The organism is Pseudomonas sp. GM74, assembly GCF_000282455.1.
Lineage (GTDB): Bacteria > Pseudomonadota > Gammaproteobacteria > Pseudomonadales > Pseudomonadaceae > Aquipseudomonas.
Genome location: NZ_AKJG01000090.1, coordinates 1 through 12,728 on the forward strand (window position 1 = coordinate 1; position 12,728 = coordinate 12,728).

Consider the following 12,728-nt stretch of genomic DNA (forward strand, 5'->3'; position numbering starts at 1 on the left):
GCCGATGGCGGCGGGCCCACGGAGCAGGACCGGAGCGAGGGAATGCCGAGCCACGGCGAGGCACCGAATGTCAGGGGCAAATGCCCTTTGGTTACTTTGGGGCTTTTCCAAAGTGACCCGCCGTAAGGGCGGAACCCTAAGTAGCCGTTACCGCAGAAACGGATATGTACACCCTCAAAAAACCACGCCGCCTGCAACACCGCCATCGCGAGCAAGCTCGCTCCCACAGGGGGGATCAGCGGATGAAATGGATTTTGCCGCTGTCATCATTACCCATGTAAATGCCATACACCCCAGCCTGACGCTCCTCGATATAACGCTCAAGAATCTGCCGGATCGCCGGGTAGTAAATGCTGTCCCAGGGAATGTCCTCAGGCGCGAAGAACTTGTAGTCGAGGGTTTCCGGCCCGTACTGGCCGGTGATCTCCAGCGCGATGGCGCGGAAGATGATGTACACCTCGCTGATCTGCGGCACGCTGAAGATCGAGTAGGGCGAGACGATTTCCGCCCGTACGCCGCTTTCTTCCCAGACCTCGCGCAAGGCCGCCTGCTCGGTGGTCTCGCCGCTTTCCATGAAGCCCGCCGGCAAGGTCCAGGTGCCAGGGCGCGGTGGAATTGCGCGCTGGCACAGCAGATACTTGCCGTCCTGCTCGATGATGCAGCCGGCAATGATCTTCGGATTGATGTAATGGATGTAGCCGCAACCGCGGCACATCAGGCGCTCGTGCGTATCGCCCGGCGGCAGCTGTGACCTGAGGTCATTGCTGCCGCACTTGGGGCAAAAGCTCGGGCTGAACATTTCAGCGACCTATGCGCGGTTCTTTCAGCGCGATGGGCAGGGTGATCGCCGGGACGTCACCGGTTTCTTCCTGCTTGCGCTTGAGGTAGTCCAGGGCCACGGCAGCGGCAGCGCGCACGTGGTCGACGCAAGCCTGGTGGGCGGCCAGCGGGTCACCGCCCTTGATCGCCTCGACCATGCGTTCCATTTCCTGGTTGCTGGCGCCGCGACGGTTTTCCTGGGACACCGAGGTCGCGCGCAGGTAGCTGATGCGTGCCTGCAACTGGCGCAGCTGAGTGGCCGCGACATGGTTGCCCGAGCCTTCGAGCAGCACGTCGTAGAAACCCTGAACCGAGTCGATGACCTGTTGCAACTCGCCGTCTTTCAGCGCCTTGCGGTTTTCTTCCAGGGCTTTTTCCAGGGCCTTGATGTCTTTGGCCTTGGCGCGCAGGGTGAACAGTTGAACGATCAGCCCTTCGAGTACGCAGCGCAGCTCGTAGATGTCCACGGCGTCGGCCAGGGTGATGATTGCGACACGCGGGCCCTTGGCGTCGGCGAATTCCACCAGACCTTCGGATTCCAGGTGACGCAAGGCTTCACGCACGGAGGTACGGCTGACGCCCAGGCGATCGCACAGATCGCGTTCGACCAGACGGTCTCCCGGCAGGAGCTGGAAGTTCATGATGGCGCTTCGCAGTTTATCCAGCACGATTTCGCGCAGGGTAACGGGGTTGCGATTGACCTTGAAGCTGTCGTCGAGTGGCAGGCGTTTCATGGGGTCCGCTCTGATTGTGGCTGTCCATGCAAAAAGAGCACTTCGATTACGGGAATCTGGGTGCCCGGTCGGATCAAACAGCCAAGGGTTAACTGGAGGCCTCGGCATCGGCTTCGGCGAAGGCTTCACGGGCGAGCCGGAAACTGTCTACGGCAGCGGGGACACCGCAATAAATGCCGACCTGAAGCAATATTTCGCGTATTTGCTCACGACTCAGGCCGTTACGCAAGGCGCCGCGCACATGCAGCTTGAGTTCATGGGGCCGGTTGAGAGCCGAGATCATCGCCAGGTTGATCATGCTGCGCTCCTTGAGCGACAAACCCTCACGACCCCAGACATGACCCCAACAATATTCGGTGACCATTTCCTGCAAGGGGCGGGTGAAGTCGTCGGCGTTCTCGATGGAGCGATTGACGTAGGCTTCGCCCAACACCTGGGTGCGGATCTTCAGGCCTTTTTCGTATTTTTCGTTGTTCATCTGCGTAGCTCCCGTGGGCTCAAAGGCCGCCCATCAAGGTGTATTTGAGTTCCAGGTAATCCTCGATGCCGTACTTCGACCCTTCACGGCCCAGCCCCGAGGACTTGATGCCGCCAAACGGCGCGACTTCGGTGGAAATCAGCCCTTCGTTGATCCCGACCATGCCGTACTCCAGCGCCTCGCTCATGCGCCAGGCGCGGCCCAGGTCGCGGGTGTAGCAGTAGGCGGCCAGGCCGAATTCGGTGTCGTTGGCCATCTCGATGGCCTGGGCCTCGGTGTCGAAACGGAAAACGGCGGCCAACGGGCCAAAGGTTTCATCCCGGGCGACTTTCATCTGCGCGGTGACGCCGCTGAGCACGGTCGGCTGGAAGAAGCCGTTGCCCAGCGCATGACGTTCGCCGCCGCACAGCAGTTGTGCACCGTGTTCCAGCGCGTCTTGCACGTGGTCTTCGACCTTGGCCACGGCACGCTCGTTGATCAGCGGCCCTTGGGTGACGCCATCATCGAAACCGCTGCCGACCTTGAGTTGCGAAACCCGCTCGGCCAGGCGCGCCACAAAGGCGTCGTGGATGCCGTCCTGCACCATGAAGCGGTTGACGCAGACGCAGGTCTGCCCGGCGTTGCGGAATTTGGCGATCAACGCACCGTCAACGGCACGCTCCAGATCGGCGTCGTCGAAGACAATGAACGGCGCGTTGCCGCCCAGTTCCAGCGAGACTTTTTTCAGGGTCGGCGCGCACTGGGCCATCAGCAGCTTGCCGATGGCGGTGGAGCCGGTGAACGACAGTTTGCGCACCAGAGGGCTGGCGGTCAGCTCGGCGCCGATGGCGATGGCGTCGCCGGTGATCACGTTGAATATCCCGGCAGGAATGCCGGCCTGTTCCGCCAGCGCGGCCATGGCCAAGGCCGAGAAAGGCGTTTCCGGGGCCGGTTTGACAATGCACGGGCAACCGGCGGCCAGTGCCGGGCCCGCCTTGCGGGTGATCATCGCCGCCGGGAAGTTCCACGGCGTGATGGCCGCGACGACGCCGATCGGCTCCTTGGTGACCACGATGCGCGCATCGCCCTTGTGGCTGGGAATGGTGTCGCCGTAGATGCGCTTGGCCTCTTCGGCGAACCACTCGATGAAGCTCGCGGCGTAGAGGATTTCACCCTTGGCCTCAGCCAGTGGCTTGCCTTGTTCGAGGGTGAGAATTTCCGCCAGGGCGTCGGCATTTTCCAGCATCAAGGCATGCCAGCGCTTGAGCGTATTGCTGCGCTCTTTGGCGGTCAGTGCACGCCAGACGGGCCAGGCTTTGTTGGCAGCGTCGATGGCCAGGCGCGCGTGCTCGGCGCCGAGGTTCGGCACCTGGCCGATCAATTCGTCGGTGGCCGGGTTGAAGATGTCCTGACAGGCGCCATCCGGCGCGTCCAGCCACTGGCCATTGATATAGGCTTGCTGGCGGAACAGTAACGAGGCTGCTGGGCTCATGCCGGCTCCTAACAAAAATAGAATATGCACCGCGGTACCTGTGGGAGCGGGCTTGCCCGCGAAGGCGGACTGACATTCAACATCAATGTCGACTGATAAACCGCTATCGCGGGCAAGCCCGCTCCCACAGGGGGATTGTGTAGATCCATCAGGCCAGGGCGGGCAGCGGCCCCAGCTTGCCTTTGTGGTAGATCATCGGCGTGACCGGTTGCGCGGGCAGGATCAGGTTCTTCACCGCGCCGACAATGATCGCGTGATCACCGCCGTCGTATTCGCGCCACAGTTCGCACTCGATGATGGCCGTCGCCTTGGCCAGAATCGGGTTACCCAACTCGCTCAAGTGCCAGTCGATGCCTTTGGCCTTGTCCTTGCCTTTACCGGCGAAGGCATAGGCTTCGGCGGTCTGGTCGGCGGACAGCAGGTGAATCGCGAACTGCTTGCTGTCGCGCAGCACCGGGTAGGTGTCGGAACCGTAGTTGGGGCAGAACAGCACCAGTGCCGGGTCGATCGACAGCGCACTGAAGGCGCTGGCGGTGATGCCGACGATGCCGCCCTCCGGGTCGAGGGTGGTGACCACCGTGACCCCGGACGGGAACGAGCTCATCACGTCTTTGTAAATGCCGGGTTCGATCATTTTCCAGGACTCCTAGCGCATCACGAAGGGATCAGGCATCGGTGCCTGGGACAGGTTGATCCACACCGTTTTCAGCTCGGTGTAGGCCAGCACCGAATCGATGCCGCTTTCGCGTCCATAGCCGCTGTTCTTGAAGCCGCCGATCGGCGCCATGGCCGAGACCGCGCGGTAGGTGTTGACCCAGATGATCCCCGAACGCACGTCCCGGGCCAGGCGATGGGCGCGCCCCAGGTCGCGGGTCCAGATGCCGGCGGCGAGGCCGAACTGCGAGTCGTTGGCGATCGCCAGGGCTTCGTCTTCGTCCTTGAAACGGATGACCGAGGCCACCGGGCCAAAGACTTCTTCCTGCATGATCTTCATCGAGTTGCGGTCGCACTCGAACAGCGTCGGTTCGTAGAACCAGCCGTCGCCCAGATTCTCAGGGCGTTTGCCACCCAGGCGCAGGCGCGCACCTTCGGCGATGGCATCGGCCACCAGACCTTCGACCACCGCCAGTTGCTGTGCAGTAGCCATCGGGCCCATTTCGCTGCTGTCGTCCTGGGGGTTGCCGATGCGAATGCGTTGTGCGCGCTCAACCAGACGACCGACGAACTCGTCGTAGATTTCGTCCTGCACCAGCAAACGCGAACCGGAGACGCAGCTCTGTCCGGAGGCGGCGTAGATCCCGGCGATGGCGCCGTTGATCGCGCTGTCGAGGTCGGCGTCGGCGAAGATGATGTTCGGCGATTTGCCCCCCAGTTCCAGCGACAGCTTGGCGAAGTTCTCCGCGCTGCTGCGCACCACATGCCGCGCCGTGGCCGCGCCGCCGGTGAAGGCGATCTTGCGGATCAGCGGATGGCGGGTGAGGGCGGCGCCGGTGCTTGGGCCATAACCGGTGACAACGTTGACCACCCCCGGCGGAATCCCGGCTTCCAGCGCAAGGCGCGCCAGTTCGAGAATCGTTGCCGAGGCGTGTTCCGACGGCTTGATCACGATGGTGTTGCCCGCTGCGAGGGCCGGGGCAAGTTTGATCGCGGTCAGGTACAGCGGGCTGTTCCACGGAATGATCGCGGCGACCACGCCCATGGCTTCGTGCACGGTGTAGGCAAACAGGTCCGGCTTGTCCAGCGGCAGGGTGCCGCCTTCGAGCTTGTCCGCCAGGCCTGCGGTGTAGTGGAAGAACTCCGGCAGATAGCCGACCTGGCCACGGGTTTCGCGGATCAGCTTGCCGTTGTCGCGGCTTTCCAGCTGCGCCAGTTGTTCCTTGTTCTCGGCGATCAGGTCGCCCAGGCGTCGCAGCAGTTTGCCGCGCGCGGTGGCGGTCAGGCCGCGCCATGCCGGGCTGTCGAAAGCGGTTTGCGCGGCTTGTACGGCGCGTTCGACATCGGCTTCATCGGCATCGGGCAATTCGGCCCAAGGCTCGGCCAGCGCCGGGTTGAGGCTTTCGAAGGTCTTGCCGGACAGGGCATCGACCCATTCACCGCCGATGCACATCTGGAAGCGTGCGAGTGTCATGCAACGATCCCCTTGATCTGGTTTTGTTGGGAGTGCGCGGTCTGCAGAAACTCCAGCAACAGCTGGTTGACCAGGCGCGGAGACTCTACGGGCATCATATGCCGTTGCTCGGCGAGCACGGCAACGGTCGCGCCGGGAATGCGTTCGGCCAGTTGCCGGGCCATTTCCGGGGTCGAACCGGGGTCCAGTTCGCCGGTGGCGATCAGCGTCGGCACCCGGATGCCGGCCAGGTCGTCGGCGCGGTACATGTCCTGGGTGGCGAACAGTTCGTAAGTGGTCAGGTAACCCTGGGGGTCATTGCCGGCCAGGGTCTGGCGAATCGCGGCGATCTGCGCCGGGTTGGCCGCCTGGTATTCACGGCTGAACCAGCGCGACAGCGCCGCTTCGGCGTTGGCGTCCGGCCCGTGTTCGGCGGCCTGACTGGTGCGGGCGATGACTCCCGCGCGCTGTTCGGCGCTGCGGTTGAACACACTGTTGAGCACCACCAGGCCTTCCAGGCGTTGCGCGTAGTGCAGGGCAAACGCCCGCGCTACCAGCCCGCCCATGGAAAAGCCAATGACCGTTGCCTTGGGCAATTGCAGGTGGTCGAGCAGCTCCAGCAACTGGTCGGCATAGCCGAGCAGCGGTGTGCCACTCTCTGGCCGCGGACTCGCGCCATGGCCGAGCATGTCGTAGGCGATGACGCGGTACTTCGTGGCCAGGCCAACGATCTGGCCGCCCCACATTTCTTTGTTCAGGCCCACGCCGTGGATCAAGACCACGGGCTGGCCTTGGCCGGTCGCCAGGTAACTGGTGCCAGCCGGGGTGAGTTCAGCGGTGAGCCGAATCATGGAGCGCTCCTGCAATGCCTTCTTGTTGTCGTTCTGCTGGCCGGTTACTGGGCTTTTTCGGCGGCCAGTTCTTCCAGGTCGATGTAGCGGTTGCCGATGCGCGGGTGCAGGCGGCCGCCGTCGGCGCAACCCAGGACCACGACGATTTCGTCGGCACGGGGGGCGTCTTCGATCTGCATTTCCAGGGTGATGTAGTGCGAACGCAGGCCTTCGTCGTCCTTGTGCATCATCGGGATCTGGATCGAAGTGCCCGGGCCACCGCGCTTGTTGGTGAAGCTCAGGTAGCTCTTGGCCTTGACCGCTTCGCGGTAGTGGTTGCCGAAGCGCAGGGTGTGGATCACCGCCGAAGCGTGCTCGATTTCGCCATCGGCACCGACCACCGCAGCCTTGCCGTAAGCCTCGATCTTCTCGGCACCGCCGATGATGCCCACCAGGCGCTCGACCATCAGCGCGCCGAGGTCGGAGCAGTTGGCGCGGATCTGCGGTTTCAGGTCTTCGACGAAACCGTTGCCCAGCCAGGGGTTCTTCATCACCACGGCCAGACCGACCATGGTCACGGGCTTATCGGTGGCTTTGCCGCCTTCAATAAAGGTTTCTTCGACATAGCTGACGATCTTGCGGATTTCGAAACTCATGAGCTGCTCCGTAGAGGTTTGGGTGTCTGTGCGTCTGATGGTATACCATAATACCGGAAGCACAAGTCCCCGAACGGAGTTTCTGGCTGGATGGCGTGCAAAAGTGTGCGCCACCGGTCGCAGCGGACAAACGGCAGGCACGGGTTTACGTCGGGTGGGGGGAGTTTTGTTCAGGAAGGGATAAACACTTTATCTGTGGCGAGGGAGCTTGCTCCCGCGGGGCGCTTCAGTGCGAAGCTGCCAAAAAACAGGGACTGCTGCGCAGTCCAGCGGGAGCAAGCTCCCTCGCCACAGGGTAACTATTGATCTTTACAGGGGGGGTAGAAGGAGGGGGATGGCGTTACCTGCTGGTCGTCAGGACTTCGCTTCCTTGGTCCCCAGCACGTCGCGGATGTTGTCCACCACATTGCTGTCCTTGATCACATCGTTGAGCCAGCCCTCGAGCGGCATGTTGCCCCATTTGATCGCGCGTTCGATCAGGTAGGGGACAGGGCTCTGGGGTTCGGTCTGCTTGAAGAATTGCGCGATACCCGCCAGCAGGGTGAACGCCTCGTCGCGGGTCTGTGGCGTGGTGCGCAGTGGTGTGACTGGAATGTCTTGCCGGGTCTGGGTCATTGCAGCACCTGTGGGTTGTGCGCCAGCGCTTTCGGAGACGGCCGGGGTGGGCGCGGCAGGGGCCGGGTTCAGTTCGATGCCGCGATCCTTGAGCAGTTTCTCGGCCAGTTGGCCGGCGCGGGACAACACGTCGTGGAGCCCGGCAAAACTCGGCGCGTCATGGCCAAACAGCCTGTCGGCCGTGTTCTGCAGCCGTTGGCATGCGTTGAGGCTGGCGGCTATTTCGCCGGCCTTCAGGCGCAGGTGATCGGAGTCGGTCAGCACCACCGAACGCTGGAACACCTCGGCGTTGATCTTGCCTTCGTCGAGGGCGGCACGCATGGCCTGGGGGTTCTGCAACCCAAGGTTTTCCACGTGCCGGGATTCGTCATAGCGCAGCAGGCCGTACTGTTGGCCCTGGGTGATGGGCAGTCCGCCCACGACATCCGCCAGCGACGTTTTCATCCACGCCAGTCGGGCAGCGCGTTCATCGACCCCATCCTCGAGGGACGGGAAGAGGTCGGTCCAGAAATTGTCCAGTATGCGTTCGGCCAGGGTCAGGCCGAAGGTGATACCGGTGAAATGGTACTTGTGCGCCAAGGCTTCGCTGAGCCAGGCGACCAGCATCAGGTCCTTGCTCTGGCGAGCCAGGCCCTGTGCAGCCAGGGTGAGGGTCAGGTCCCAGTCGGATGACTTCAGGTCGGTTTGCCAGTCACCATGGGTCAGGTAGTCGGGGTCTGCTCGCCGTGCTTCTTTCACCTGATCGAACAAGGTGGAAAAGCTCAGGTCTTCGCCGCTCCCCTCGTTGATGGGCGCGGTCAGTTCGGCCAGCGAAAGGTCGTTGAGAAATTCAGACATGGGAAACTCTGATCAGGCTAAAAGAACACCGTGCCCGCCGGGCAGGCACGGTGCTGAAAACGAGCCGCTTGCGCGGCCCGTCGTTACCACGGTTTTATGCGAAAACCTTGTTCGAAGTGCGATCCCAGCCACCGGTGACGTTACCGCCGCCCTGGCCATCTGCACGGCTCTGCTGGGTGTAGGTGGTCTTGATGCGAGCGAAGTTGAAGCTGATTTCTTCGATCGGCAGATCACCAACGGCTTTGTCTTCACCGTTCTGGCTGCCGCCGGCGACCGCTTTCACGGACGACACCACGACTTCTTCCAGGTTGATGGTCAGGTAGGTCACCTTGTCGCCACCGGCGCGGTTCACGTTCAGCTGGATCTTGGAAATGTGCTTGCCATTGCAGCAGTGTTCGAACAGCTTGGCAGAAGCCTTGTCCACGGCTTTGCGGATTGTGAAGTCGCTCAACGATACACGCTCCGACGAAGCACCGCCCGACGAGCTGGCCGTCGCGGAAGTCGCTTGGGTGGCGCCGTACTCGTAGCCCAGCACTTCGATCCAATCCTTGTGTTTGTCGTCCAGAACTTCACCTGGAATGCCGTCGATCTGGATGTATGCGTCAAATGCCATTTCTATTTTCTCCTTACCTTCATTTAAAGGGCTGTGACTTGCGAGCAAGTCACAGCCCTTCGCTTTAACCTCTTTGAAACGATCAAGAGAGGTGTCTTATGCCGGCCCGGGCCTCTCGTCGAGATGACCCGGATGCCGGTATTTCTTCACAAGGCGCGCCTGCTCAGTTGAGTGCCCGCACTTCGATTTCTACCCGCCGGTTAGGCTCCAGGCATTGAATCAGCCGGGCCCTGGGTTGCTGCATGTCGCACTTGACCAGGGGCTTGGTGCTGCCTTCGCCGATCGCTTCCACCAACTCGCCGGGTACGCCTTTGCCCACCAGGTAGGTCTTGATGGTTTGCGCCCGCTCTCTGGAAACCTGCAGGTTGCCTTGGGGATCGCCGAGTTGATCGGCATGCCCGGCGATGATGATTTTTCCGATGTTGGGGGTGCTGAGCAGCTTGCCGGCGATCGCACTCAGCTGGCTTTGCCCTTCAGTCTTCAGGCTCTGGAAGTCGGCACGGGCGAAGGCGAACAGGGTGTCCGACTCCAGCGTGATGGTTTCGATCGAGCGCAACGACTGGGTCAGCAGGCTGTTGATGTAGTTGCGCGAGCTGGAGATCAGGAACGCGTTGTCGAGGATCCGCGGCACGTCCGGCTCGTGGATCTGGTCGCTGTAGAAGTTGATCTGGCGGCTGGCGAACTCATAGTCCGAGGCGGCGACACTGGCGTTGCCCACCTGACGGGCAATCGCCGGGTACCAGTAATCCGGGATTTTCGCTTTCAGGAACCCGGGGTCGGCCTTTTCACGCTGGGCGCGCGACAGCATGACGTAGGTGTCCAGCGTCGCCTTGCCGAAACCGGCGATGGACTGCGCCCGGTTGTCATTGGGCAGCGCCTTGGGTTCGACGCTGTCCACGCCGGTCACGGGCATCAACTCTTTGGCGTTGCGCTGATAGACCTTGAGGGTGGTCAGCAAATACAACGAGCGGGTCAGGTTGTCGGCCGTGGGCTTGAGCATCACGCTTTCCAGTCGCTCGAAATAGCGGCTGCGCACCAGTGGCTCTACCTTGTGGCCTTGATAGAGCCCCAGGCGCAGGCGCAGCGGTACACCCTGGTCGTGGTGTTGCGCGTAGTAGTGAGCAGTCCAGAAGCGCAGGCGATCCAGGGTTTGCCAGGCGGTGTACTGCCCGGTGGCCGAGTGATCGTCGGCGGCGGCTTGGGTCAGCTCTGTGGACAGGCTCTTCAGGGTGTTCTTGTTGTTGACGTACGACCAGCTCAGCAGGCTGCACAGCAACACAGCGACCAGTCCGGCACCGCCGATCCAGGCTGCCCTGCGCCGACGCTCGCGGTGGTTGGTGGTGTACAGCGCCACCAGGTGCTGGTCGGGAATGATGACCTTGCGGAACAGACTGTTGATGAACAACGGGCGCGGCTGCGCATTGCCGTCGGCGATCTCCCGGTCACCTTCCAGCGAGAAACGCTCTGTCACCTGCCGTGCATGACCGCCCAGTTCCGGCTGGTCGGCATCGAGGGCGCTGGTGAAATAGAAGCCGCGCAGCAGTTCTGCACTTTGATAAGGGTTGGCGCGCAGCAGGGCATCGACGAACAGTTGAAGCCGGGGCTTGAGGGCCGCCAGTTCCAGCGGAAACCGGTACACCGCCGAATCCTGCCGGGTGATCTGGATGTCCTGCGTGACCAGTTGCTGGCTCGCCACCTGTTGCCAATAGCTGACCAGTTCGTCCATCGCGACGCCGAAGCGCTGTCCCCAGTCGGCCTGCTCATAGCCTTTGTGGGAAAAGGTCTTGCCCATCACTTCGCCGCGGGCGGTCTCGTCCAGTTGGCGATAGAAGGGCGCAAAGCCCGGCACCAGGTCGCACTTGGTGAACACCAGGTAGACCGGCAGGCGCACTTCCAGCAAGGCATGGGTTTCCTGAATGCGTTCGCGCAGGCGCTTGGCGATGCGCTCCTGATCTTCGAGAGAGGCTTGCAGGATGTCGTGGATGCTCACCGTGACGATCAGGCCATTGAGCGGCCGTCGCTGGCGATGCTGGCGCAGCAGTTGCAGGAACGCGCGCCATTTGCCGGCCTCTTCCTGGTTGTTCATGTAGCGCCCGGCGGTGTCCAGAAGCACGGCCTCGGAGCTGAAGAACCAGTCGCAATTGCGCGTGCCACCCAGACCTGCGACCCGCACGCCTTCGCGCTCGGCGTAAGGGAAATTGAGCCCCGACTGGTAGAGCATGGTGCTCTTGCCTGCCGCGGGCTGGCCGACCACCAGGTACCAGGGCAGGGCATACAGCGCATCCTTGGGGTTGCTGCCCCGTGGCTTGTTGCTGTGCAAGCGCTCGATGCTCTGCAACAGGCGCTCGCGCAACAGGCTGACTTCCTCGCGATCCGCCGGGCTCGCGTTCAACACGGCCTGGTCGGCATCCTCGCGCAGCAGTCCTTCGAGGTTGTGATGCCGGGACACGCCGCGATAAAGCAGCAGCACATAGCCGGCGGACAGACCCAGGAACGCACCGATGCCGGTCAACAGGCTGTTGAGCGAACTGAAGCCGAACGCACGCCCGATGCCCCACACCACGAAGATCGTGAGGAAAAAGCACACCCCCAGGATGTAGGGTTGATAGCGCAAGAAGTAATACTTGATCTTGTTCATACGGACTTCGAATCCAGGGCATCGACAAAACGGTCGATAACGTCACCCAGAGGGCGGTCGATTTCGGGAAAGGCGTGTTTGCGGTGGTGCTCGTCAAAGGCATCGAATGACGCCAGCACGTCATAGCTCTGCGAGCGGTCATGGATGCCGGTCAGCAGGCGGTAGGCATCGCTGGTATTGCGTGAGGCAAAACAGATCAGCCGGGGGCGCATGAAGTCGTCCGCCAGCAGGTTGATCTGCGGCACGGCGCGTTCGGGTGTCATTTGCGTCAGCCAGGTGACCCACAAATCGGCGGTCGGGTTTTTCAACCCCCGTTCCGCCGGCAAGGGCAGGGTGATGCCGATCGGTGTGGCCTGATCGAGGTGCCTTCTCAGGGCCTGGAGCCGGGTCAGCACGGCGTTGGTGACGAACTCCGGGTAGGTGCCCTGCAGCGCGCAGGCGATGTCGCGCAGGTTGAAGTTCACCAGGAACTTGTCATGTACGCGCCGGAACAACTCGAAGTCCTGTCCTTGCAACGGGCGCAGGGCTTTGATGCGCTCGAACAGCACCGAAGTGCTTTCGCCCTGGACCGCCATGTGCAGCAGCGGTCTGATCTGCCCGCTGAACAGTTCGCCCAGGGTGAACGGATTGACCAGAGGTTCGGTTTCGCTGGCCTTGAGCGTCTGGAAAATGAAAAACGGATAGCGTCGGCCACTCGAATCCCTGGAGCTGATCAACCCACCCAGCAACCAGTTGCCGCTGCGCGCGCGATAGCTGAAAAAGCACACCGGCAAAGCGTCGAACAACGCCCGCCAGTCTTCGCGATGCTGCAGGGCGGCCAGCGCCCCTTGCAGCCAGCTATCGAACTCGCAGACCTCGTCGCCCGCACCTTGCAGGCTGACGAAGTCCGGGCTCGCGGGGACCTTGCCGAAGCAGCCGATCATTGGCCGG

The 12,728-nt window shown here is 62.3% G+C and carries 12 protein-coding genes; all 12 read right to left on the minus strand.

Annotated features, from left to right (window positions below; translation table 11 throughout):
* Positions 1 to 235: 235 nt before the first annotated feature.
* The 12 genes from PMI34_RS10455 to tagF all read right to left on the minus strand — a co-directional run bounded on the left by PMI34_RS10455 (position 236) and on the right by tagF (position 12,721).
* Complete coding sequence (locus PMI34_RS10455) at positions 236 to 799, minus strand: NUDIX hydrolase (protein ID WP_008051309.1); 564 nt, start codon at positions 797 to 799, stop codon at positions 236 to 238.
* A gap of 1 nt (position 800) precedes the next feature.
* On the minus strand, positions 801 to 1,553 hold the full coding sequence (locus PMI34_RS10450; RefSeq protein ID WP_007978695.1) for a GntR family transcriptional regulator: 753 nt from the start codon (positions 1,551 to 1,553) through the stop codon (positions 801 to 803).
* Positions 1,554 to 1,641: 88 nt separating this feature from the next.
* Positions 1,642 to 2,031, minus strand: coding sequence for a carboxymuconolactone decarboxylase family protein (locus PMI34_RS10445; RefSeq protein ID WP_007991919.1), 390 nt, complete (start codon positions 2,029 to 2,031; stop codon positions 1,642 to 1,644).
* A 19-nt stretch (positions 2,032 to 2,050) separates the two neighbouring features.
* Positions 2,051 to 3,502: an NAD-dependent succinate-semialdehyde dehydrogenase gene (locus PMI34_RS10440; protein ID WP_008051311.1), complete on the minus strand. Its 1,452-nt coding sequence runs from the start codon at positions 3,500 to 3,502 to the stop codon at positions 2,051 to 2,053.
* Positions 3,503 to 3,650: 148 nt separating this feature from the next.
* Positions 3,651 to 4,136 carry a flavin reductase family protein gene (locus PMI34_RS10435; RefSeq protein ID WP_008051313.1) on the minus strand — a complete coding sequence of 162 codons (486 nt, stop codon included), beginning with the start codon at positions 4,134 to 4,136 and terminating at the stop codon, positions 3,651 to 3,653.
* Positions 4,137 to 4,148: 12 nt separating this feature from the next.
* Positions 4,149 to 5,630 (minus strand): aldehyde dehydrogenase, encoded by a 1,482-nt coding sequence (locus tag PMI34_RS10430; RefSeq protein ID WP_008051314.1) that lies wholly within the window; start codon positions 5,628 to 5,630, stop codon positions 4,149 to 4,151.
* Positions 5,627 to 6,460 (minus strand): alpha/beta fold hydrolase, encoded by an 834-nt coding sequence (locus PMI34_RS10425; protein WP_008051317.1) that lies wholly within the window; start codon positions 6,458 to 6,460, stop codon positions 5,627 to 5,629. The genes PMI34_RS10430 and PMI34_RS10425 overlap by 4 nt, the downstream gene beginning before the upstream one ends.
* Positions 6,461 to 6,504: 44 nt before the next feature.
* Complete coding sequence (locus PMI34_RS10420) at positions 6,505 to 7,095, minus strand: amino acid synthesis family protein (protein ID WP_007978708.1); 591 nt, start codon at positions 7,093 to 7,095, stop codon at positions 6,505 to 6,507.
* 354 nt (positions 7,096 to 7,449) lie between these two features.
* Positions 7,450 to 8,547: a type VI secretion system protein TssA gene (tssA, locus tag PMI34_RS10415; protein WP_008051321.1), complete on the minus strand. Its 1,098-nt coding sequence runs from the start codon at positions 8,545 to 8,547 to the stop codon at positions 7,450 to 7,452.
* Positions 8,548 to 8,641: 94 nt separating this feature from the next.
* Positions 8,642 to 9,160 (minus strand): Hcp family type VI secretion system effector, encoded by a 519-nt coding sequence (locus PMI34_RS10410; protein WP_008051323.1) that lies wholly within the window; start codon positions 9,158 to 9,160, stop codon positions 8,642 to 8,644.
* Positions 9,161 to 9,323: 163 nt separating this feature from the next.
* Positions 9,324 to 11,798 carry a type VI secretion system membrane subunit TssM gene (gene tssM, locus PMI34_RS10405; protein ID WP_008051325.1) on the minus strand — a complete coding sequence of 825 codons (2,475 nt, stop codon included), beginning with the start codon at positions 11,796 to 11,798 and terminating at the stop codon, positions 9,324 to 9,326.
* Positions 11,795 to 12,721, minus strand: a complete 927-nt coding sequence (tagF, locus tag PMI34_RS10400) for a type VI secretion system-associated protein TagF (RefSeq protein WP_008051327.1) — start codon at positions 12,719 to 12,721, stop codon at positions 11,795 to 11,797. The genes tssM and tagF overlap by 4 nt, the downstream gene beginning before the upstream one ends.
* Between the last annotated feature and the right edge of the window lie 7 nt (positions 12,722 to 12,728).

Excerpts from the sequence above, each read along its gene's own strand:
- PMI34_RS10410 (WP_008051323.1), bottom strand. The coding sequence starts at position 9,160 with ATGGCATTTGACGCATACATCCAGATCGACGGCATTCCAGGTGAAGTT.
- PMI34_RS10450 (WP_007978695.1), bottom strand. The coding sequence starts at position 1,553 with ATGAAACGCCTGCCACTCGACGACAGCTTCAAGGTCAATCGCAACCCC.
- PMI34_RS10430 (WP_008051314.1), bottom strand. The coding sequence starts at position 5,630 with ATGACACTCGCACGCTTCCAGATGTGCATCGGCGGTGAATGGGTCGAT.
- PMI34_RS10435 (WP_008051313.1), bottom strand. The coding sequence starts at position 4,136 with ATGATCGAACCCGGCATTTACAAAGACGTGATGAGCTCGTTCCCGTCC.
- tagF (WP_008051327.1), bottom strand. The coding sequence starts at position 12,721 with ATGATCGGCTGCTTCGGCAAGGTCCCCGCGAGCCCGGACTTCGTCAGC.
- PMI34_RS10425 (WP_008051317.1), bottom strand. The coding sequence starts at position 6,460 with ATGATTCGGCTCACCGCTGAACTCACCCCGGCTGGCACCAGTTACCTG.
- tssM (WP_008051325.1), bottom strand. The coding sequence starts at position 11,798 with ATGAACAAGATCAAGTATTACTTCTTGCGCTATCAACCCTACATCCTG.
- PMI34_RS10455 (WP_008051309.1), bottom strand. The coding sequence starts at position 799 with ATGTTCAGCCCGAGCTTTTGCCCCAAGTGCGGCAGCAATGACCTCAGG.
- PMI34_RS10440 (WP_008051311.1), bottom strand. The coding sequence starts at position 3,502 with ATGAGCCCAGCAGCCTCGTTACTGTTCCGCCAGCAAGCCTATATCAAT.
- tssA (WP_008051321.1), bottom strand. The coding sequence starts at position 8,547 with ATGTCTGAATTTCTCAACGACCTTTCGCTGGCCGAACTGACCGCGCCC.
- PMI34_RS10420 (WP_007978708.1), bottom strand. The coding sequence starts at position 7,095 with ATGAGTTTCGAAATCCGCAAGATCGTCAGCTATGTCGAAGAAACCTTT.
- PMI34_RS10445 (WP_007991919.1), bottom strand. The coding sequence starts at position 2,031 with ATGAACAACGAAAAATACGAAAAAGGCCTGAAGATCCGCACCCAGGTG.